The sequence below is a fragment of the Meiothermus cerbereus genome (assembly GCF_051297115.1).
Taxonomy (GTDB): domain Bacteria; phylum Deinococcota; class Deinococci; order Deinococcales; family Thermaceae; genus Meiothermus; species Meiothermus cerbereus_A.
The window spans coordinates 23,743-44,967 of record NZ_JBEVAL010000011.1 but is presented as its reverse complement, the minus strand read 5'-3'; the positions used below and the strand labels follow the sequence as shown (position 1 = coordinate 44,967).

Annotated in this window: 22 protein-coding genes and 3 tRNA genes; 5 read left to right on the top strand and 20 right to left on the bottom strand. The window is 60.9% G+C overall.

Annotated elements, in window-relative coordinates; translation table 11 throughout:
• Positions 1-537 precede the first annotated feature (537 nt).
• Positions 538-1,620, top strand: a complete 1,083-nt coding sequence (gene rodA, locus ABWU19_RS04095; protein ID WP_435900489.1) for a rod shape-determining protein RodA — start codon at positions 538-540, stop codon at positions 1,618-1,620.
• Between the two features lie 85 nt (positions 1,621-1,705).
• On the top strand, positions 1,706-1,885 hold the full coding sequence (tatA, locus tag ABWU19_RS04090) for a twin-arginine translocase TatA/TatE family subunit (RefSeq protein ID WP_314135844.1): 180 nt from the start codon (positions 1,706-1,708) through the stop codon (positions 1,883-1,885).
• Here the strand turns inward: tatA and ABWU19_RS04085 are convergent.
• From ABWU19_RS04085 to ABWU19_RS04040, 10 genes are all read right to left on the bottom strand, one after another.
• Positions 1,882-2,889, bottom strand: a complete 1,008-nt coding sequence (locus ABWU19_RS04085; protein ID WP_435900488.1) for an ABC transporter ATP-binding protein — start codon at positions 2,887-2,889, stop codon at positions 1,882-1,884. The two genes, tatA and ABWU19_RS04085, sit on opposite strands and share 4 nt — an antisense overlap.
• Positions 2,856-3,536, bottom strand: coding sequence for a molybdate ABC transporter permease subunit (modB, locus tag ABWU19_RS04080; protein WP_435900487.1), 681 nt, complete (start codon positions 3,534-3,536; stop codon positions 2,856-2,858). The genes ABWU19_RS04085 and modB overlap by 34 nt, the downstream gene beginning before the upstream one ends.
• Positions 3,536-4,369, bottom strand: coding sequence for a molybdate ABC transporter substrate-binding protein (modA, locus tag ABWU19_RS04075; protein ID WP_435900505.1), 834 nt, complete (start codon positions 4,367-4,369; stop codon positions 3,536-3,538). Before modA ends, modB begins: the two co-directional genes overlap by 1 nt.
• A 63-nt stretch (positions 4,370-4,432) precedes the next feature.
• On the bottom strand, positions 4,433-4,981 hold the full coding sequence (locus ABWU19_RS04070) for a PadR family transcriptional regulator (protein ID WP_435900486.1): 549 nt from the start codon (positions 4,979-4,981) through the stop codon (positions 4,433-4,435).
• 274 nt (positions 4,982-5,255) lie between these two features.
• Positions 5,256-5,696, bottom strand: coding sequence for a c-type cytochrome (locus ABWU19_RS04065; protein WP_435900485.1), 441 nt, complete (start codon positions 5,694-5,696; stop codon positions 5,256-5,258).
• Positions 5,697-5,730: 34 nt separating this feature from the next.
• Positions 5,731-6,183, bottom strand: a complete 453-nt coding sequence (locus ABWU19_RS04060) for a c-type cytochrome (protein ID WP_435900484.1) — start codon at positions 6,181-6,183, stop codon at positions 5,731-5,733.
• Between the two features lie 211 nt (positions 6,184-6,394).
• Entirely contained in the window at positions 6,395-7,420 is a 1,026-nt protein-coding gene (locus ABWU19_RS04055) for a polyamine ABC transporter substrate-binding protein (RefSeq protein ID WP_435900483.1), read from the bottom strand.
• A gap of 50 nt (positions 7,421-7,470) precedes the next feature.
• Complete coding sequence (locus ABWU19_RS04050; RefSeq protein ID WP_435900482.1) at positions 7,471-8,250, bottom strand: ABC transporter permease; 780 nt, start codon at positions 8,248-8,250, stop codon at positions 7,471-7,473.
• Positions 8,247-9,110 (bottom strand): ABC transporter permease, encoded by an 864-nt coding sequence (locus tag ABWU19_RS04045; protein WP_435900481.1) that lies wholly within the window; start codon positions 9,108-9,110, stop codon positions 8,247-8,249. Before ABWU19_RS04045 ends, ABWU19_RS04050 begins: the two co-directional genes overlap by 4 nt.
• A complete protein-coding gene (locus ABWU19_RS04040) occupies positions 9,103-10,245 on the bottom strand; it encodes an ABC transporter ATP-binding protein (protein WP_435900480.1) in 1,143 nt (380 codons plus the stop codon). Before ABWU19_RS04040 ends, ABWU19_RS04045 begins: the two co-directional genes overlap by 8 nt.
• 140 nt (positions 10,246-10,385) lie before the next feature.
• Here ABWU19_RS04040 and ABWU19_RS04035 point away from each other — a divergent pair.
• The 3 genes from ABWU19_RS04035 to ABWU19_RS04025 all read left to right on the top strand — a co-directional run bounded on the left by ABWU19_RS04035 (position 10,386) and on the right by ABWU19_RS04025 (position 10,751).
• A tRNA-Pro gene (locus ABWU19_RS04035) sits at positions 10,386-10,462 on the top strand.
• A 36-nt stretch (positions 10,463-10,498) separates the two neighbouring features.
• Positions 10,499-10,574, top strand: a tRNA-Gly gene (locus tag ABWU19_RS04030).
• 101 nt (positions 10,575-10,675) lie between these two features.
• Positions 10,676-10,751 (top strand) — tRNA-Arg (locus ABWU19_RS04025).
• 211 nt (positions 10,752-10,962) lie between these two features.
• Here ABWU19_RS04025 and hemG read toward each other — a convergent pair.
• From hemG to ABWU19_RS03975, 10 genes are all read right to left on the bottom strand, one after another.
• Positions 10,963-12,330: a protoporphyrinogen oxidase gene (gene hemG / locus ABWU19_RS04020; protein WP_435900479.1), complete on the bottom strand. Its 1,368-nt coding sequence runs from the start codon at positions 12,328-12,330 to the stop codon at positions 10,963-10,965.
• Entirely contained in the window at positions 12,323-13,300 is a 978-nt protein-coding gene (hemH, locus tag ABWU19_RS04015; protein WP_435900478.1) for a ferrochelatase, read from the bottom strand. Before hemH ends, hemG begins: the two co-directional genes overlap by 8 nt.
• A 99-nt stretch (positions 13,301-13,399) precedes the next feature.
• A complete protein-coding gene (locus ABWU19_RS04010) occupies positions 13,400-14,182 on the bottom strand; it encodes a chlorite dismutase family protein (RefSeq protein WP_435900477.1) in 783 nt (260 codons plus the stop codon).
• Positions 14,179-15,234 (bottom strand): uroporphyrinogen decarboxylase, encoded by a 1,056-nt coding sequence (gene hemE / locus ABWU19_RS04005; RefSeq protein ID WP_435900476.1) that lies wholly within the window; start codon positions 15,232-15,234, stop codon positions 14,179-14,181. The genes ABWU19_RS04010 and hemE overlap by 4 nt, the downstream gene beginning before the upstream one ends.
• Entirely contained in the window at positions 15,231-15,995 is a 765-nt protein-coding gene (locus ABWU19_RS04000; protein ID WP_435900475.1) for a response regulator transcription factor, read from the bottom strand. The genes hemE and ABWU19_RS04000 overlap by 4 nt, the downstream gene beginning before the upstream one ends.
• Complete coding sequence (locus ABWU19_RS03995; RefSeq protein WP_435900474.1) at positions 15,992-17,110, bottom strand: sensor histidine kinase; 1,119 nt, start codon at positions 17,108-17,110, stop codon at positions 15,992-15,994. Before ABWU19_RS03995 ends, ABWU19_RS04000 begins: the two co-directional genes overlap by 4 nt.
• Before the next feature lie 209 nt (positions 17,111-17,319).
• Positions 17,320-18,348, bottom strand: coding sequence for a porphobilinogen synthase (hemB, locus tag ABWU19_RS03990; protein WP_435900473.1), 1,029 nt, complete (start codon positions 18,346-18,348; stop codon positions 17,320-17,322).
• Positions 18,336-19,016 carry a uroporphyrinogen-III synthase gene (locus ABWU19_RS03985; protein ID WP_435900472.1) on the bottom strand — a complete coding sequence of 227 codons (681 nt, stop codon included), beginning with the start codon at positions 19,014-19,016 and terminating at the stop codon, positions 18,336-18,338. Before ABWU19_RS03985 ends, hemB begins: the two co-directional genes overlap by 13 nt.
• A complete protein-coding gene (gene hemC, locus ABWU19_RS03980) occupies positions 19,001-19,903 on the bottom strand; it encodes a hydroxymethylbilane synthase (protein WP_435900471.1) in 903 nt (300 codons plus the stop codon). The genes ABWU19_RS03985 and hemC overlap by 16 nt, the downstream gene beginning before the upstream one ends.
• A complete protein-coding gene (locus tag ABWU19_RS03975) occupies positions 19,896-21,065 on the bottom strand; it encodes a glutamyl-tRNA reductase (protein ID WP_435900470.1) in 1,170 nt (389 codons plus the stop codon). Before ABWU19_RS03975 ends, hemC begins: the two co-directional genes overlap by 8 nt.
• Positions 21,066-21,225: the final 160 nt, after the last annotated feature.

Below are 21,225 nucleotides of genomic sequence, written 5' to 3'. Positions count from 1 at the left end.
ACACAGCACCCAGACATACCTCCGGCTGGGTGCTGGGGCCAGGGTATCTGCCCTGTACTTAGTGATCCTTGTTGGGCAGGCCCTTATCCTTTACAAAAAAGACAAACATGATAACCAGCAGCAAAATAACCACAGCCGAACCAATGGTGATGATCTCGTCCATAGCCTTCTAACCTCCTTTTGTTCCAGGTTCAGAAAGATGATCAGCTCAGGGCTATCTTTTGAATCCTGGAGCACACCCCCCGCAGCGTTCGGGAAAAAGTGTCTCCCGCCGGTCGGGGTGGTTCGCCAGCGCCGGGTGACGAACTACCCGAAAAAAGTTTAGCACCATTGCCATATTCAGGGGGGTTTGCAGCACCCTTGGCAACCACACAATTTCTGATAAGAAACGGATTTGATTTGTTCTTTTTGCTGGGGCCCCCACCTGAAGCTGCGCCAAGAGTTGCCCCTGCATCCGGCCGGTTTTGACCTGGCTAAACAGAAATCTTCAGGTGGGTTCATATGACAAATCTCACCCTGCCTTTATAGACTGTTGGGGTGACACTGCGCAGGGTTCCGGTTTTTGCCTACGACTGGGTGCTCATAAGCCTGGTGCTGCTTATTAGCTTTATTGGGCTGGCTACACTTTACAGTGCAGCACCCAGCCAGAGCGTCTGGTTACAGCAGCTGGTGGCCCTTCCGATTGCCCTGGCGGTGGGCCTGTTGATACAGTTTTTTACGCGCCGGCAGGTGCTCTCCTGGGGCTTTCCGCTCTACGCGGCTTCACTGGCCATGCTGGTGCTGGTCTTGCTGATAGGCCGCGAGATAAACGGCGCCAAGGCCTGGTTCGACCTGGGCCCGGTTAGTTTTCAGCCGCTCGAGCTCGCCAAAATTGGCCTCATCCTGGTGCTGGCCCGGGTGCTGGCGGCAAGACCGCTGGAAGGCCCGCTGGATTATGTATTGCCGACTTTGCTGGCGGCCCCCGTTCTGGGGTTGGTATTCATCCAGCCAGACCTGGGGGGCACCCTGGTGCTCATCGCGGGGTTATTAGGCATGTTATTTGTGCGGGGGATGCCCACCAGCCACATCGTTTTAGGGCTGGTTGCGGTTGCGGTACTGCTGCCAACAGTAATTTGGCCCAACCTGAACCAGTACCAGCGCGACCGGGTTGAAATTTTGTTCGACTTATCCAAGGACCCCAAGGGCAAGGGCTTTCAGCAGATTCAGTCCACCATTGCCATTGGCTCTGGGGGCCTGGTGGGCAAGGGTTTTGGAGCCGGTACCCAGACCCAGCTGGGGTTCGTGCCAGAGCGCCAGACCGACTTCATCTACGCTGTGCTGGCCGAAGAGTGGGGCTTTGTTGGTGCAACCACGCTGATGGCACTGTACGCCTTGCTTTTTTTTCGCCTGGGCCGCATGGCTTTGGAGTGCGTACGCCTGGAGGATCGCCTGATCATCATGGGGGTGCTCTCGATGCTGGCTTTTCAGGTCGCGGTTAATATTGCGGTTACGCTGGGCCTGGCCCCGGTAACCGGCCTCACCCTGCCTTTGGTCTCTAAAGGTGGCAGCAGCCTGATTATGGTCTACTTAGGCCTGGGGCTGGCTTTGCTGATCCATCGCGACCGGTACAGCGAGGTATAAGGGTGGTTTTCATACTTCTGTTACGAAGCGGGTTTACAGTTGGGCATAGCTCAGTCGGCGTATACTAGCCGCAAGGAGGAACACCATGCCTTTAGGCCCCACCGAACTACTCATCATCCTGCTGATTGTGGTTTTGTTGTTTGGCGCACGCAAGCTACCGGAGCTGGCTCGAGGTCTCGGCCAATCGGCCAAAGAGTTTCGCAAAGGTCTGAGCGAGGAAGAAAAAAAGCCTGAAGAAAGCAAGCCTGAGCAGAAGCAGTCCTAGCTTGCTGGCATCAGGTGCAAAAAGCGCGGCTCGAGGGCAACCTCGAGCTGCTGTCCTTCGGTCAGCCCCAGCTGGGTCTGTTTGTAGCGGGGCAGCAAGAAGTCCAGCGCAACCTCTCCCACCACCAGCTGGCCGCGCAGACGCAAGCCCTGCCAGCGCAGTTGACAAACCCTGCCCAGCACGCGGTTTTGTGGTGTGTCCAGGGTAAATACCTCCTCCGAACGAATACCCAGCCAGACCTTCTGGCCCACCTGAACCCAGTCGGGGCGGGCCGCCTGAAGCACCCCCAGCGGGGTCTCTACCCAGAGCCACCCCCCTTCCAGCCGCAGCACCACCCCACCCCACAGGTTACGAAAACCCACCAGCCGGGCCACCTCGAGGCTCTTTGGCCGGGTAAACACCTCTTCGGCAGAACCCTGCTGTACCAGCCCATGTCTGGTCAGCACCGCCACCCGGTGGGCCCGTTGGGCCAGCCACTGGTCGTGCGAGGCGGCCAGGGTGGGTATTTGAAGGGATCTGAGGCGCTCAATCACCCCCCCAAAGACCTCCTCTCGTGTCGCCACATCCAGGGCACTGGTAGGCTCGTCCAGCAAGAGAATCTTGGGTTGGCGGGCCAGTGCCCGAGCCAGCGCCACCCGCTGCTGTTGCCCTCCGGAGAGCTGCCGGGGAAAGCGCTCGGCCAGCTCGGCTATGCCCATCTGGGCCAGGTACTCGAGGGCTTTGGATTTGCGCTGGGCAGGGGGCAGATGGGCCAGCGGGAAAGCCACATTCTGCCAGGCGCAGAGGTGCGGAAACAGGGCAAAATGCTGGGGCAGGTAGCCCACCGGACGCTCTTCGGGCCGTAGGCCCGCAAAAGGCTGCCCCTTAGCGGAAACCAGACCAGCCACCGCCTTCAGCAGGCTGGTCTTGCCCACCCCGCTTTCCCCCAGCAAAACCGTAAAGCCCTGCACGTGCAGCTTCAGATGCAGCTTTACCGGGTGCTCGAGGGCATACGCGATCTCCACACATCCTCCAAGGTTCGCACCAGATACACCAGGGCCAAACTAACCACCAGTAAAACCGCCGCTGCCTCGGCGGCCCGCCCAAACTGGAGGGCCTGTACCTGGTCGTAGATGTAGATGCTGACCAGCTGGGTTTTGCCGGGAATGCTTCCCCCTACCATCAGCACCACCCCAAACTCGCCCAGGGTGTGGGCAAACGCCAGAATTGTGCCGGAAAGTATCCCCGGCCAGGTGATGGGCAGAATCACCTCGAGCCAGATCCGCCGCCAGCCCGCCCCCAGGGTACGCGCGGTCTGTATCACGTCTAAGTCCAGGCTACGAAAGGCCTCACGGTAGCCATTGAGCGCGAATGGCAGGCTAAACAGCACCGAACCCACCACCAGCCCCTCGAAGCGAAAAGCCCAGGTGAAGCCGAAGGTCTGGGCGATTGGACCATTCTGGCCCAGCAGCAAGAGCAGGTAAAACCCCAGTACCGTGGGGGGCAGGGTGAGGGGCAAAAGCACGATGGACTCCAGCACCCGCTTGCCCCAAAAACGCTTGTGGGCCAGCACCCAGCCCAGTGGCAGCCCCAGCAAAAGCAGAATTACGGTCGTCACCAGACTGACCTCGAGGGTCAGGCGCAGGGTCTGCCAGAAGGCCGGGTCGTCCATTACTCTATTCTCTCCCCCGGCAGCAAGAACCCATACTTGCGAAGCACACGGTGCGACTCGGGTGAAGCCAGGTAGTCATAAAAACGACGCACCGCCGGGCGATCCTGGCCCCGCAACATGACGTAGGTCTGGTTCAGGCGCAGGTGGCTGCTCAGGGGGGCCAGCCAGTAAACCCCAGAACTTTGCATGACCTCACTCCTGGCAAGGGAGAGCGCAATCAGGCCAATATTGGTGCTGGTCAGGGCCAGTTGTGCGGTCTGGGAGATGTTTTCGCCATACACAAACTCAAAGCTGGTCTTGCCCCGCTGCAGTGCGGCCAGGTCGTAATAAGCCGGGATGCCACCGGTCATCTCCTCCCACCTGACTGGACGGGTCTGGCGCAATAAACCGAAACGCTCCAGAAGCGTTACCCCAGCCCGACCATACGGCGCATGTATCGGATTAGCGATGGCCAGCCGGGTAACTCGAGGGTCAAGCAGTATTCGCGGCCCCAGCCGCCGGGGGTCGAGCCCTTGCTCAACCAACCGATTGGAAGCCCATATCACCATGCGGCCAACGGCATACAGCTTCAGGCTTCCGGGCACGATACGTCCTGCCTGCTCTAGCTGGTTGGGGAAGGTTTCATCGGCAGAAAAATAGATGTCCGCTGGCAAACCCTGCATAAGCTGGGTGTAAATCTTGCCCGAGGAGCCAAAGCTCAGTTCAACCCGCAGGCCCGGGTTCTGCCGCTCGAAATTTTGCGCAATTTCGCTCAGGGCGTATTGCAGGTCCGCAGCAGCCACCACCCGCACCGCATTTTGGGCCAGGCCCAATCCCATCAGCAACAACCCCATGCTCAAAAAGCGAATCACGCCGGTCTCCCCTATTAGTTACAGTATAACTATATGGGTCGGGGCCTATTTGGACAAGGCCAGGTTTTGCGCCAGCAGCCGCTCGATAAACCCCAGGCTGGCCCTGGCCATCTCCATGCGCCACAACGCCGAAACCAGCTGAATACCCTCTGCCGTCTGAATCTGCTGCTGCAGATCCTCCAGTATGGCTTTAAAAACCCCCGCCTGGGCTTTTAGCAATGGCTCGAGGTCGCACTGCAGTCGAATCAGGAAAGCGATTTTCAGCCTTAGGTCGGAGCGGCCATAGCGCAGCCGCGTTACGGGGGTGTAAAGCCAGCACCGCACCGCCGCCTGGCCGCTGGAGGTAGCGCCATACAGCGTCCGGGGTGGCCCCGCATCGCCTTCTTCCTGCCGGACAGCCTCGATAAGCCCTCGAGCCTCGAGGTGTTCTATGGCCCTGTAGACCTGGGTGCGCTGGATACGCCAGATATCCCCCAGTTCGCCACTGGGGGCAAACAAAAGCGCCAGGCGAAACCCGTGTGAGGGCTGCTCGAGCAAGGCTGCCAGCACAGCCCAATCGGTGGTCGAGAGCCTGTAGGTTGCCAGCTCGCTCACCCCATCAGCCTATCGCACCCTTGGGCACAACCGTAAGGTTGGCAAGGGGCCCAAGGATGATGAAGAGCGCCCTAGGCTGGAGCATGCCAGGTTTGTCAAACCCTGAAGCCTCGCTCACACCCCAAGCGCCACGCCCAGGTCAAGGCCACGGCACTTTGGGGTTGGCACTCCTCCACCCTTGCCAGGTATAGACAAAACCCGTTATCGAGGGCACACCAACGCTCTTCTCGGGTAGCTTTTAGGGCAGTTGCAAAAAAGCGAAAAGCACACCAGGTCACTTCAGGCCCAGGGCCTTGCGGGCTGTGTTGACCTGGGCCGGCGTCAGGGTTTTGGCCCGCTGGGCCTTGACCTCCGCTGGTGTGAACGGCTTCTGCCCTGCAGGAAATTTATTGCCCCACTGGGTCGAGATGTGGTTGAGCAAGGCGGCAATCTCGGCATCGCTGAGCTGGCGGTAGCCTGGCATAACCCCGTTGTACTTGACCCCTTTTACGGCAATTTCGCCGCTCATACCCCACAGTAAAACCTGGATGAGCCAGGTTCGGCCCCCCTTGGCTGCCAGAATATCGGGAACATGCCCGGCCAATGGGGGAAATACCCCGGGAATACCCGCGCCATTGGGCTGGTGGCAGCCCTGGCACTGCTGGTACAGCACTGGCCCACTTTGGGCAAAAGCAGCCGGAAGGATTAGAACCAGCAAAACCAACAGCTTCTTCATCGCTTCTCCTCCAAAACAAGTTTAAGTTCAAACACTACGGGACATTTATGCGTGAGCGAATGCCGCCGATTTGTTGAGGGGTTGGCTTATCGGCCACATTGCGTGCACTGCTAACTTCTGATGCTGTTATGGGCCGATGGTCCCGTGGCAGCAGTTTGTCATTGCCCCAGGCGTTGAGGATGTAATTGAGCACAGTGGCAATCTGGTCATCGGACAACTGAGCAAAAGCCGGCATCACCCCGTTGTAGGTAATGCCCTTGACCCGAACCGGGCCCTGCATCCCGAATAGCACCGCATTAATCAGATGGGTACGGCCTTCTGGGGTTTTCACCAGCTCGCTGGCGTGGGCCGCCAGGGGCGGAAAGGCTCCCGGCCGTCCCTGGCCGTTATCCCCGTGGCAGAACGCACAGTTCTGCTGGTAGATCTGGGGCCCAGCCTGACCCAGCGCCAGGCTCAAAAAGGTCAGGAGACCAAAGAGCGTTCTCACGCCCTGAGTATAGCCCTGCTGGCTGTGACAAAAGTAAGATTCAGCCCCACAACGGCGCTTGATTAATCGAGGCTAAAGGACACCAGTCCGATTTGGCAAAAGCTGCTGGCCGGGCCAGGCAAGAGCAGAACGGGTTTTGGATGATTCCGTGCCTGCGCGGATGAGCAATCCGTGCTGCTTGCCCAAAGTTTGCTTTCGGGGTCAAGGCCCGCTAACGCGACTTGACCTCCGCCCAGACCCTATTGAACAAATCCTCCTGGTCGCCCAAATCGGCAAGCAGCTCGAGGCGGGCCCTGATCTCGGGGGTGGGGTAGATGATGGGGTTGTCTTTTTCTTCAATCTGATCCATGGCTGCCGCTACCGGGGTGGCATAGCCAATCGAGTTGGAGATTTGCGCGGCAATCTCGGGCTCGAGCAAGAAGTTGATGAACTTATGGGCCAGCTCGTGGTTGGGGCTCTTTTTCAACACCACCAGGTTGTCGGTCCAGAGGGTAGCCCCTTCAGCAGGGATTACATATTTAAGCTTGGGATTCTCGGGCTGGGCTGCCAGGATGTCTCCCGAATAGGCAGGCCCCACCGCGATGTCGCCGGCAATCAGGCGGTCGCGGATACTGGTTCCCCCAGCAAAGCCCTGCGAACGGCGCTTGGCCTCGAGCAGCATGGCCTGGACTTCGGCCAGCTTGGCCGGGTCGGTGGAATTGACCGATTCGCCTTTGTACTTCAGGGCTGCCCCTATCATCTCGCGCATCTCGTCCAGAAGCAAGAAAGGCCCAACCTGTTTGGCTGGATCGAATACCACAGCCCAGCTTTCCACTGGCCCACGCACCAGGTCTTCACGGTAGGCCAGCCCGGTGGTGCCCCACTGGTACACCACGCTGTACCTGCCCTCTGGATCAAAGGCCGGGTTGGCAAACTGCGGGTCGAGGTTCTTCAGGTTGGGAATTTTGGTCTTGTCTAGCTCCAGCAGGCTACCGGCTCGAGCCAGCGACCCCACGGTATAGTCAGGGGTAATCAGCACGTCGTACTCGGTGTCGCCGCCGGCCTGCAGCTTGGAGAGCATGGCCTCGGGGGAGTCGTAGGTATCCTCCACCACCTTTATGCCCTCACGCTTCTCAAACTCCTGAAGCACCTCTTTGGGCATGTAGTCCGACCAGTTCAGCAGACGCAACTCTTTTTTCTGCTGACCGCACCCGGCTATCAGAAGCCCCAACAAAGCGATAAGCCAGAATCTGTTCATGCCAACCTTCCTCCACGCCAGTTGTCGTTCCTGCAAACGCACCCAGGAAGCTAGGTACGCTTCCTCCAGTACAGTGTTCCCAACAACAGCACCAAAATTGTAATCCCCACCATCAATGTAGAAAGGGCATGAATTTCGGGGCTAATCCCCAATTTGACCGACGAATAGATGTACAGCGGCAGGGTGGTGGAGCCTGAGCCAGCAGTAAAAAAGGTTACCACGAAATCGTCGAGCGATAGGCTAAAAGCCAGCAAAGCCCCCGAAACCACCCCCGGCATGATCAGCGGCAGCGTTACCTCACGGAAGGTGAGCCAGGGGGTGGCCCCCAGGTCTTTGGCGGCTTCTTCCAGGGTGGGGTCCAGGAGCAAAAGCCGGGCCCGCACCACCAGGGTGACGTAGGCAATCTGAAAGCTAATGTGGGCCAGGATGATGGTAAACAGCGACAGCCGGGGCCAGCCAATGGCGTCACGCACCACGTCGAACAAAAGCAGCAGCGAGATGCCCATGACCACATCCGGCACCACCACGGGCACATACAGCAAGTAGCGCAGCGCACTTTGCCAGTGGAAGCGGTAGCGCACCAGGCCCACCGCCAGAAGGGTGCCCAGGGTGGTCGAGACCAGGGTGGATACCACCGCCACAATCAGGGTGTTGGTGAGGTACTCGAGGATCCGCTCATTGTTAAAGAGCCGGAGGTACCAGTCGAAGGTAAAGCCGGTAAAGCGCACCCCAAAGCGGCTTTGGTTGAAGGAGAGGGCCACAATGACCACTATGGGCAGATATAAAAAGGCAAATACCAGCCAGGCGTGAAGGGATAGCAAGCGCTTCATACCAGTTTGTCCAGTCCTTTCTCACCCTGGGTGCGGGCGTAGAGCCACAGCCCCAGCAATACCATGCCCATTAGCACCATGCTGACTGCGCTACCAAAGGCCCAGTTTTGTGCAGAGCCAAACTGAAGCTGGATTAGGTTGCCCACCAGCGTAACCTTGCCGCCCCCCAGCAGGTCGGCAATGACAAAAGTGCCTACCGCCGGTATGAACACCAACAAAAAGCCAGCAAACAAACCCGGAAGCGTCTGGGGAAAGATGGCCTCCCAGAAAGCCCGGATGGGCCGGGCCCCCAGGTCGTAGGCGGCCTCGAGCTGGCTCCAGTCGATGCGCTCGACGGCAGCATAAAGCGGCAATACAAAAAAAGGCAGGTAGGTGTAAACGGTAGCCACATACACCGCGAAGGTAGAGGGCAGCAGCTCCGCCGGCGGGAGACCAAGCGCCGTGATTAGGCTGTTCAAAAGGCCTTCTTTCTGAAACACCACAATCCAGGCGTAGACCCGAATCAGAAAATTGGTGAAGAACGGAATGACCACCAGCAGCAGCAGCACTTCCTTGTAGCGGCTTTGGGCAATGTAAAAGGCCAGCGGATAACCCAGCAAAACGATGAATACCGTAGACCAGAAGCCAATCACCAGACTGCGCCCGATAATTTCAATAAAAAGCGGGTCGGAAAAAAAGCGCACATAGTTGTGCAGGCCAAATGGCGGTACCAGCTGGCCCAGGCTGCCCCGGCTCATCAGCGAGGCCACAAACATGATTAGGGTGGGGATAAGAACAAAAACCATCAGCCACAGCGCACCTGGCCCCACCGTAACGAGCACCTGACGTAGGCGCTCCCAGGGCCTTGCGGCTTCACGCATAGGGATTGCTCCCTTCGGCCCCGCCCTGAATGACCACCAGCTTTTCGGGCGTGAAGGCCACCCAGACCTCTTCGTCGTAGGAAAACTCCTCGTGGCCGGGCTCCTGTATGTCCTGGTTGAGCGTCTTGCACATCAGGCGCTGCCCATCGGCCAAAAGCAAATACTGGTTTTCCGAACCCGTATAGATAATGTCGTCTACCCTTGCCGGAAAAACGTTGGGCAGGCTGGGTTTCTCCCTAAAGAGGCGTATTTTCTCGGGGCGAATCGAAAGCAGCACCTCCTGACCAGGGATGAGGGCATCCTCGTCGTCGAGCACAAACTCACCCAGGGGCGTCCTGACTTTGCGCGGCTCTATGGCCTGGGCCGGAATCAGGTTGGAGTCGCCGATGAACTTGGCCACAAAGGCCGTTTGTGGCAGCTCGTAAATCTCCTCAGTGGGGCCTAATTGCTCGATGCGCCCCTTGTTCATCACGGCGATGCGGTCGGACATGACCAGGGCTTCTTCCTGGTCATGGGTTACAAAGATGAAGGTGATGCCCAGTTGTTCCTGGAGGTTCATCAGGTCTACCCGCAGCTCCTGCCGCAGCTTTAGGTCGAGGGCCGAAAGGGGTTCATCGAGCAGCAGAACCTCCGGCTCGTTAACCAGGGCCCGGGCCAGGGCAATGCGCTGACGTTGTCCCCCGGACATCTGGTCTGTACGGCGTTTTTCGTAGCCCGGCAGGTTAATGAGCTCCAGGGCCCACTGCACCCGCCGGGCAATTTCGTCACGGGGCATTTTTTTCATGCGCAGCCCAAAAGCGATGTTTTGCTCCACGGTCATATGGGGGAAAAGCGCATAGTTCTGAAAAACTGTATTGACCGGGCGCAGGTAGGGCGGCACCTCGGTCATGTCCTTTCCTCCGATGATGACCCGGCCCTGATCGGGGGTATCAAAGCCGGCAATCATGCGCAGCAAGGTGGTTTTGCCACAGCCCGAGGGCCCCAGCAGGCTAAAAAACTCACCATCACGAATCTCGAGGCTTACCCTATCAACCGCTACCTGATCGCCAAAGCGTTTGGTGACATCCTCGAGGCGCACGGCAATTTGCTCACCCAGTTTCCGCTCGCGTCGGCTGCGAAAAAGCGTAGGCTCCACAGGGCAGAGTGTAATCTTTCATAAAGGTTGACGACAACATGCCCCCGGGTTTCTTCTTGTAGATGCACCCGTGTTTGACCGACCTCGCCCGGACATGTTATCTTTATTTTCGCGTTCTGGCGAGATGGTCAGGCGCACAACGGGGAGTAGCGCAGCCTGGTAGCGCATCTGCTTTGGGAGCAGAGGGTCGCTGGTTCGAATCCAGTCTCCCCGACCAAGCGCTCCAGGAACCCCCTGGAAGCGCACGCAGCACGCGGGAGTAGCTCAGTTGGTAGAGCGTCAGCCTTCCAAGCTGAATGTCGCGGGTTCGAATCCCGTCTCCCGCTCCAAAAAGCCGTCCAGAGGGGCGGCTTTATTTTGCAGGCCAGAGCCAGTTTTTACGATTTTGATAAGTCTGCTAAACTATCGCTGGCTCGACCTGGGCCTGCATGCGCCCGTAGCTCAGTGGATAGAGCAGCCGCCTTCTAAGCGGTAGGTCAGGGGTTCGAGTCCTCTCGGGCGCGCCAAGTCCAGGACGCAAAGACCGGAGTTGCTAAGGCTCCGGTCTTTGCCGTTTTGACAGCAGCAGAGTTTCAGCCCTGGCCTCTGGGCTTGCTGGAGTACGGTTCGTCAAAGCCCCCTTCTTCAAGCACGCAACGCCACACATCCAAGGCAATTCCCAATCCGCTCGGCAACCACTTCCAGGTGCTTTGAAGGATGAGCGGGGCAGCCAGAGCGTCAGGTGGCATGGGCGGGCGTGCCTATATAGGTCAGTACCCGCATCGCCACCGCCTTACCCATTCGGATCACCTCGGGCAATCCTACGCCGTAGTAGGCAGCGCCGGCCAGAAATAAGCCCGGCAACGCTTCGGCCCGAAGTGCTCTGGACACCCGCTCCTGGTGGCCCAGGGTGTAGCGAGGAAGGCCCTCTGACCAGTGAAATACCCAGGTATGTACGGGCTCTGGCACCTGTCCCCACAGGCGAGCCAGATCGCCCAGAGCCAGCTGGGCAAGCTCGGTCTGGCTGGCTTCCAGGCCGGAGAAATAGGCACGTACCAGGCTATAGCCTTCCGGGGCGCGGCCTGGCCACTTCTGGTCGGTCCAGGTAAAACCGCGCACGCTAAAGCCCCGCTGCGCGGCCATAAGCATGCCGTGGCCCGCCCTTGGGGGCAGTTTTTCCTGGGCAAAGGCAAACGTAACGGTTGAAGAAGCGCCGTAGGGAATCTGCCGCAAGGCAGAGGCAGCCTCAGGGTGTAGGGGCTCCAGCAAGCGCCCGCTCATGCCCGCAGGCGTAGCCAGCACCAGCGCATCGGCTCGTAGCGTACCTTGGGTGGTGTGAATTCGCCACTCATTGGAGTGCTCGAGGGCCTGAGCGGCGGTATTGAGCCGAATTTCCACCCCAGTTAGCTGCGTCCGCAATGCCTCTACCAGGCTGCCCAGGCCCCCTTTGAGCGAAGCAAAGAGTTGTCCTTTTTCACGGCTGCCGCGCTCCTTACGCTGCCGCATGGCCCCCCGGATCAGGCTGCCGTACTGCTGTTCGAGGGCCTTAAGTTGAGGAAAGGCCGCCAGGGTAGAGAGTTCGTAGGGGTCGCCCCCATAGATGCCACCCGAAAGTGGGGCCACCAGCCGCTGCCAGACCTGCCGGCCCAGCCTGCGCTCGATGAAGGCGCCAAAAGGCTCATCCTCTGCTGGTCCCCTGGGAATGAGCAGCTCGAGGGCCGCTCGAGCCTTACCAAAAGGGCTCAGCAATGGGCTTCTGGCCAGAGCCCCCAGATCGCTTGGTACCACCATCTGCAAGCCCGCGGGTATCGGTAAGGCCTCACGCCCATCGTGGATCAGGGCCGAGGGGTGGGCGGGTAGGGTTCCCACCACCTCGCTTTGCAGCCCGAGCTGGTGCACAAGCTCTAAAGCCCAGGGTTTATAGCGCACTACCGCGTCCGGGCCACCCTCGAGCAAAAAGCCGTTCTCGGCCACGGTGGTAATTTTCCCACCCAGGCGCGCATCGGCCTCCAGCAAGGTAATGCGCAGATGGGGTGCTGCTTGATGCAGGTAATAGGCCGCCGAAAGCCCCGCAGCCCCACCCCCCACCACCACCACGCTAGCCATTCTGACCCACCGGCTCTGCTGAAAAACAGGCCCACGCCCGCAGCACCAGGTCGCGCAGCACCTCGATGTAGTCGGGGTCGGCATTGAGGCTGCGGGTACGCAGCAGGCGCAGGCCCAGCCGGGCAGCGGTATTTTGCGCTTCGTAGTCGAGGTCGTAGAAGACCTCGAGGTGATCGGAAGGAAAGCCCACCGCCGTCACCACCACCTCGCGGTAGCCTTGGGCGGCTGCTTGCTCGAGCTTTTCGTTCACATCAGGCCCAATCCAGGGCTCAAGCGTGCGGCCTGCCGACTGCCAGGCAGTGTCCCAGTGCGCCAGGCCTAGCCTTTGCACCACAAGCTCGGCGGTGGTGCGCACCTGGGCCTGATAAACCCCGTCCTGGGCCGATTTTTCTGGAATCGAGTGGGCCGTAAAAAGGAAGAGGGCCTTCTTGGGTTCCCGCAGCCGCCAGACCTGCTCGAGCACCCGCCCCGCCAGGGCTTGAATGTAGCCCGGATGGTCGGGGTAGGCCTCCACAAGCCTAAACTGGAAGGGGTGGCCCAGCTCGGCCAGGGCCTTTTCCACCTTCTCGCGGTACTCGGCGATGCTACGGGAGGAAAAGTGCGGAGCAGCCACAATGCCTACCGCCTGCTTGACCCCATCCGCAGCCATAGCCTGAACGGCCTCGGCAATAAAAGGGTGCCAGTGCTTGGTTCCCAGATAGACCCGCGCCGGGCCTTTTACGTGAGGGCCGGGGGAGCTTTGCAAAGGCTGGGGATACAGGGGCAAAGTAGCGTTCAGGGCAGCCTCGAGGCGCACTGCCTGGGCAAAGGTAATCTCGTTCAGGGGGCTGCGTCCAATCAGGTGGTAGCGCTCGGCCAGCTCGGCCAGTAGCTCCGGGCCAGGGGGCCGCCCGCGGCGGATGTCGGTGTAGTAGGGCTCGATCTCTTCCTGCCGGTAGGGGGTACCGTAAGCCATCAAGAGTACGTTCATAGGTTCTCCGTCAAAGGACAAAGCCAAGCGTTGAAGGTTGGACCGGTCACGGTTTTTGGGCATTTGGTCCTTAGCTTTCGACCTTAGCCCTCCGAACCATCACGCCAGATCTTCCAGAACCTCGCGAATGTCCTTTTTTATGCAGGTAAACATGGGGGTATCGCGCAGGGTATAGAGGCTGGCCTCGGTGAAGCGCAGGCGCTGCACCAGGTCTACAAACTCCTGGGGGTAGTTGGAGTCAAAAGCCACCACAAACTCCTGGTCGTCTATGCCATAAGAATAGGAGGTGTTGAGCGTAACCCCGGTAAAGGGGGCCGAAACGTAAATGTGTTCGTCCATCATGCCCTGGCGAGCCTGGGGTGAAAGGTCGTACCAGGCCCTGGTCTTTACAAATGGATAAACAAACAGATACTGGCCTTGCCCCGGCAAAAGGTGCACCCCTTCGCCATCGGGGTTAAAGCGGTCTACATAGATGGAACGTTTTTGCATCGAGAGGAACGAGTAAGGCTGGCTTAAGTACCCGGCCAGGGCGGTACGGTTTAGTTCGCGTTGCATGGCCTGGAAGTCGGGTACGTTGAAACTGATGCGCCAGAGCATGAAGTCTACGTCGGCCCTGGTGCCCACCAGGCTGTAGCTGCGCAGGATAAAGCCTTCCCCCCGGCTGGCCCAGCGCTCGCAGACTTGAGCAAACTCAGCCTTGGCGGACTCCACAAACTCGGGGCCTTGCCTGCGAAACTCAGGGTTTAGCTTAAAAAAGGCGTAGTTCATGAACTGCCGTTTGGCTTGATCCGGGGCCTTGCGGCTAATCAGGCCAGCCGGATCCAGTTCGACCATGCGCCGGGTTTCCTTCTCTTTGTATTCGCGGGTTTCTTTCTCGTTCATGCAGACTCCTTGTTGTGTCGGTTGAACTGGTGAACCACCTCAACGAGGTGGGCTACGTGCTCTGGGGGCGTGGTTCGGATTACCCCGTGGCCCAGGTTGAAGATATGGGCACCTCCCAGACCCGACTTGAGTACCTTTTGCGCCTCCTGGGTGATGACCGCTGGAGGTGCCAGCAGAACCGCCGGGTCGAGGTTGCCCTGCAGGGTGTGCGGCAAAAACCGGCGCACCTGGTCTAAGGGCATGCGCCAGTCCACGCTCACCACTTCACAGGACAGCTCGGCCAGCAAGGGATATAGGTGTGAAGCCCCCACCGCCAGGTAGATGCGAGGCACACCCAGGCCCGTCAGGGCCGAAAAAACGGCCTGGTTGTAGGGCAGGCCAAAGGTGCGGTAGACCTCCCCGTCGTGCAGGCCAGCCCAGGAGTCGAACAACTGAATGGCCTCAGCCCCAGCTTCTATCTGCATGCGAAGGTAGCGAATGGTTAACTCGGTCAGCTTGTGCAGCAGCCGGTGGGCCAGGGCAGGTTCCTGACGGAGAAAAGCGCGCAAGTCCTCGTAGTCTTTTGAACCGCTGCCCTGCACCAGGTAGGTAGCCAGGGTCAGGGGGGCCCCGGCAAAACCGATGAGGGCCACGGGCTTACCGGCCAGCTCGCGCCGCACCAGCCGTATGGCCTCGGCCACATAGGGGGCAATCTCCTGGGCTTCGGGTAGCCGCAAAGCCTCAATTTGGGCTGGGTTACGCAGCGGATCGGCCACCACCGGCCCTGGGCTAAACTCGATCTGCACCCCCATGGCTGGCAGGGGGGTCATGATATCGCTGAAGAGGATGGCCGCGTCCAGCGGGAAGCGGCGCAAGGGTTGCAGGGTAATCTCGGCGGCCAGGTCGGGGGTGCGTACCATCTCCCAAAAGCTAGAACGGGCCTTGATGGCAAGGTACTCGGGCAGGTAGCGCCCGGCCTGGCGCATCAGCCAGAGCGGGGCTTTGGGGGTATCTTCTCCCCAGGCAGCCCGCAGGAAAAGCGAGGTGGCGGTTTGGGTACTCGAGGTATTCACGTTGGCTCCTTGGTAGGCGAGGCTTCCGGTCGGGGTTCGGGGCTGGGCGTAAAGCGGTAGCCCACCCCCCAAACGGTATGAAAGTGCACAGGATGGGCCGGATCGGGCTCGAATAGGCGGCGCAAGCGCATTACAAAGTTGTCGATGGTACGGCTGCTGGGAAAAACCTCCTGGCCCCAGACCCGGTCAAGAATTTCATCGCGGCTTACCACCTCACCCGACCGCTCCACCAGCAGGCGCAAGATGGCCATCTCGCGCTCGCCCAGGGCTTCCTTGCGGCCATCCTTCAGGTAAGCCGTCCAGGCCCTGAAGTCGATGCGGTGCCCGGCAAACTCATACACTGCGGAAGGGGTCTCGGCCCGGCGGCGCAGCAGATTTCTGACCCGCAGCAGAAACTCGGGCAGGTGGAAGGGCTTGGCCAGGTAGTCGTCGCCGCCTACCTTTAGCCCCTCTACCCGCTCCTCGGGGGCCCCTCTGGCCGAAAGGAAAAGCACTGGGGTGGTGTGGCCCAAAGCGCGCATCTGTCGGCAGACCTGAAGGCCGTCCAGACCCGGTAGCATCACATCGAGCACGACCAGATCGGGTTTCCAGGCTGCCCAGCGCTCGAGGGCCGTTTTGCCGTCGGGAGCGATTTTCACTTCATAACCCTCGCCCTCGAGGTTGTCGGCCAGGGCAGCAGCCAGGGTCGGCTCATCCTCGACCAGCAGTATCTTCTGCACTGGATTAGCCTGTCCTGAACGGGGGTCATCCACAGGCTTCATGCCAGACTCCTTTCAGGCGCCAAACCCTGGGCTTCAGCCAGGGGGAAACTGAGCACAAATCGGCTTCCCTGAGGCAGAGGTTCGGCCCAGACCCGGCCCCCCATCAGCTCGGTGATGCTTTTGACCAGGTAAAGCCCCAGGCCAAGCCCCCGGGTGCTGCGGGTCTGTTCGTCGCCCACACGGTAGAAGGGCTCGAAAATCTGTTGCAGCTCACCCCTCGACAAACCTACCCCCCGGTCTTCGACCTCGAGCATCGCCTGGCCGCCCTCGCGGCGCAGGCGCACCCAGACCGGCTTCTGTGGCGCTGGGCTATATTTGACCGCGTTGTCCAGCAGGTTGGACAGCACCAGGCTAAAAGCCTCGGGGTCGAGGTCTACCGGAAGCGCAGTGGATGAGGGCTCGAGGTGCAGGACAGCCCCTCGAGCCACCAGGGTGTTTTGCTGCTGGGCCAGGCAGCGGCTTACCGCCTGGTTCAAATCGTGGCGTTCGGGTTTGATCGCGCCCATCCCCTGCGCCAGCCTCGAGGTCGCCAGCAGCCGCTCCGAGAGGTCTTCCAGACGGTCTATCTCGTGGGACATGTGGGTCAGGTAGGCAAGTTGTTTTTCCCGGGAAAGCTCACACATCTGCAAGGTTTGGGCCAGTAGCCGCAGGGTGCTGATGGGGGTGCGAAACTCATGCGAGGCAGCCATCAGGAAGTTTTGCTGGCGGCGCTTAAGCTCCTGCTCGCTTTTGAGGCTGCGCCCGATGATGTACAGCCCCAAAAGCATCACCAGCAAGAAAAAAGGGCCTTCGTAGGCGAACATGCGCAAATGGCGCATCTGCTCGGTGCGGTAGGCCTTGAGCCGCTCGGGGTTGACATAAACCCGGTCGCCCTCGACCTCGAGGTGCGGGAAAGCCTGGCGCAGCTCGGAAAGGAGCGCCGCGCGCTTTTCCGGGGCCGTGGCCGCCCAGAGCTGCTGTACCAGCGCGGCTTCCTGCAGCCAGGCGGTTTCGGCGTATTCGATGTTCTGCTGGATGGTGTTGCGCTGAAAGATAAGCCACCAGGCCACCTGGGCCAGCAAAAAAACCACCACCAAGCCAAAGGCCAGCCAGACCCGACCCCGTGAAGAACGCATATTGTCTAACTTCCGCAACAAGTCCTCCTCCTAAATACGCTTCTCATCGTGTTGCCCACCGGATTGCCGCTGTTGAAGATCAAAGGACAAAGGCTGAGGGGTGCTTCGTTTTGGCCTTTGGGTGCAGGTGCTCGTTTTCAAGAGACAAAACCTGAGCTTGAAACAGCATTCTTGCTTTTCCCCGACCTGCGGCTGCACGCGAAAACCCCCTAGATCCAGCCCTGAGCCAGCGCTTCCAGGGCATGGTAGCTGATGATCAGGTCGGCCCCGGCCCGCTTGATGGCCACAAACGTCTCGCGCACTGCGCGGGCCTCCTCCAGCGCACCCGCCATCGCCGCCGCCTTGAGCATGGCATACTCGCCGCTCACGTTGTAGGCCACCAGGGGTAGCTGGGTTTGCGGGCGCAGACGGGCCAGGATGTCCAGGTAGGCCAGCGCAGGCTTCACCATGAGCATATCGGCCCCTTCGGCCTCGTCGAGCGCGGCCTCTCGCAGGGCCTCGCGGGCGTTGCGGATGTCCATCTGGTAGCTGGCCCGGTCGCCAAAACCGGGTGCGCTTTTGGCGGCATCGCGGAAGGGGCCATAAAAAGCGCTGGCATACTTGACGGCATACGAGAGGATGCCCACCTCGGTATGGCCGGCCTGGTCCAGAGCCCGGCGCAGGTAGCCCACCCGTCCGTCCATCATGTCCGAGGGGGCCACAAAATCGGCGCCGGCCTCGGCATGGGTAAGGGCCATGGCCGCAAGCTGGCGCAGCGAGCGGTCGTTGTCAATGCGTACACCCCGGGGGGTTTCTTTTAGCACCCCACAGTGGCCGTGGGAGGTGTGGGCGCACAAGCAAACGTCGGTGTAAATCACCACCTCGTCCCCAAAGGCCCTGCGGGCCGCGCGGATGGCCGCCGGCACCGGGCCGTTGGGGTCGGCGGCGCTCTGGCCCTGGGGGTCTTTCCAGGTATCGGGCAAAACCCCAAACAAAAGCACTGAGCGCACGCCCAGCTTCAAGGCACGCTCGGCCTCGAGCAAAAAAGTATCCACACTGTAGCGGTTTATCCCCGGCAGTGCGGCAATGGGTTCGCTCAGGCCTCTGCCCGGCATCACAAAAAACGGGGCCAGGAAGTCGGAAGGGCGCAGGTGGGTTTCGGCCACGCTCTCGCGCAAAGCAGCGCTGGAGCGCAGCCGTCGGGGTCGCTCAAGAAGTTCAGGGGCCTTTAGAAGTTCGGGGTTTTTCAGGCTGGACATTGCTCACCTCGAATGCGCGCTATGGTCTCCAAAACCGCCTCCACGCTGGGCCCTGGCACCAGGGTGTACGGCAGGCCTCGCTCGGACAAAGCCGCAGCAGTGGTAGGGCCCAGGGCCAGCAAGCGGGCCTGGCCACCCACCGACTCCGGCAGGGCTTCGACCCCGGAGGGGCTGGTCAGAAGCACCAGGTCGGGGGCCGGGAGGTCTGTTGGCCAGGGCAGGGTCTGGGTCTGGTAGACCACCACGCTCTGCACCACGTAGCCGGCTTCGCGCAAGCGCTGGGCCAGCACCGGTCGGGCCCGGTTGCCCTGGGGCAGGCCCACAAAACCAAAGGGCCTTTGGGCCAGAAAAGCCTCGGCCAGCCCCTCTGCTGTCTCGTCGGGCGAGACCAGGTCTACCCTACCCCCGGCCTCTTCCAGGGCCTGCCGGGTGGCCTGACCCACCGCACCCAGGCTGCGGCCCTTCAGGCTGCCCCCCAGCGCAAGCAGCGCCCGCACTGCGACCACGCTGGTAAACAGCCACCAGCGGCAGTCCGACAGGGGTTTGAGGTCGGCCTGCAGAACCTGGGTCTGGATCAGCGGCTGGCGCACCACCTCGAGGCCCATCGCCTCGAGGCGCTCTTGCAAGCCTGCCAGACGACCTTCGGACTGGGTCAGGGCAATTCGCATACCACCTCCGGGTTATCGGCCTTGATCTGCTGGAAAACCGCCTGGGCTACGGCCTCGGGCGAGGGCGCCTGGGCCTGGTAACGTTTACCTCCATACCAGGCCAGAAGGGTTAGGCCCTGCTGGGTTTCCCGGGCCAGTGCGCCCAGCGCCAACTGACAACCTCCGGCCAGCATCTGCATCAGGCCCCGCTCGGCAGCTACGGTGCGGCGGGCCTGGGGGTCGTCCAGGTGCTCTAGCAGGGCTTTGAGGCGGTGGTCGTCCTGGCGGCACTCCAGGGCCAGGGCCCCCTGCGCCGGAGCAGGCACCAGCAGGGTGGGCGGTAGCACCTGGAGGTATAGCCCGCTCAAGTCCAGTGCCAGCCGCTTGAGGCCTGCCTGGGCCAGCAGGATGGCGTCGTAATCGCCACGCCGGAGCTTATCTACCCGGGTGGGCACGTTGCCGCGCAGTTCCTTAAGCTCTAGGTCGGGCCGAAGATGCTTTAGCTGGGCCTGGCGCCGCACCGCGCTGGTGCCTACCTGTACCCCAGCACGCAAGGGCAGCCCCGGGGCCTGTTCATCCAGGGCGTGCAATCGAGCCAGCAAAACCTCGCTGGGGTCTTCCCGTGGAGGCACGGCTGCGATCTGCAAACCCGCTGGGCTGGCGCTCGGCAGGTCTTTGTAGGAGTGCACCGCCAGGTCGGCCTCGCCCACCAGCAGGGCCTCCTGCACGGCTTTGGTAAAAAAACCCTGGCCCTGCATCTGGGCGAAAGGCAGGCCTTCGCGGTCGCCCTGGGTTTCCACCACCACCAGCTCGACCTGGGCACCTTGCCGAAGGAGCTTCTGCTTTACCCAGTCGGCCTGCCATAAAGCCAAGCGGCTGCCACGGGTGGCAATGCGTACTCTAATCAAGCTTCACCTCCCAAAGGCCTGCCTCTTGCAAAAACACCTCGGCTGCTTCGGGCCCGTGCCGACGGGCTAGCCCGCGCAAACCCTTCACCGGAAAGTGGGCAAAACGGTGGGCCAGCCGCTCGATCAGTTCGGGTTCCACCCGCTCCCCCACCAGTTCGGTAAGGGTACGGCGATAGGCCTCACGCATCTGGGTGATCGCAGGTACGATGGTGCGTTCGGCCCATTCCACCATCACCTGTTCCAGTTCCTCAGCCACAATCAGCTCGGCCTGGGCCAGGTCGGCCCGCAGGCGTGCGCGGCGCTCTTCGCCCAGGCGTTCCAGGAGGTTCAGGTCGAACAGCACCACCCCCTTAACTGCCTCAGGGACTATGTTTCTGGGCATACCCAGGTCTACCGCCGCTTTGAGCCGGGGCTGGTTTTGAAAAAAGCCAGTACCCAAAAGCCCCTCTACCGGGGTGGCCGTCACCAGGGCGTCTAGCTGCGGAGGGTGCTTCAGGAAGTCGTGCAACGGCATAAACCGGGCCCCCAGCGACCCAGCCAGAGCCTGGGCTTTTTCGGGGGTGCGGTTCACCAGCCAGAGCTCAATTCCGGGCAAGGCTGCCAGGCTGCGGGCCGCCAGGCTACCCATCTCGCCGGTTCCCACCACCGCCACCCGTGCCGCACGGGGCAAAAGGGCCTCCAGAGCGGGCCGGGCCAGGCTAAATAGCGAGGTATTGGCCGGGGCCAGGGCCACCTCACGGCGAACCCGCTTGGCTACTTTGAGCGCATTTTGAAAGGCAAAGCGGGTCAGTGGGCCCACGCTTCCGGCGTTTTGTGCGGCTTCAAAGGCCTGCCGCACCTGCCGCATAATCTGGTCTTCGCCCGGGTTCACCGAGTCGAGCGAGGCCGCCACCCGGGCCAGGTGCTCGAGCGCGGCCTCGCCCAGGTAGGCGTAGCCCCTGGGGAGCTGGGGTGGAATCAAAGCTTGACGCACCTGCTCGAGTGATAACCCTTCCTTCAGGGCCAGCACCACCTCACAGCGGTTACAGGTGAGGATGGGCACCCATTCCTCCGCCAGGGTGGAAACGGCAGGAGCATGGTTCTGCCACCAGGTGCTCCACAGGGTCAGGGCCTCGACACCCCCCCGCCGCTGTGAAACCCCAATCAGGGCTAGCTGCTCCATACGCAAATGATTATCAGTAGTAAAACGCTTAGAAAAGTGTCATGAAATTGTCACTGGCCCCACCCCAAAGGCCCTCATGGTAAGCCGTCAGGCTGGAAAACATCAGACCCGACCACCCCAGCCAGGGCAGTGGCTTGTACTTGGGGGCCTGCGGTGCTAA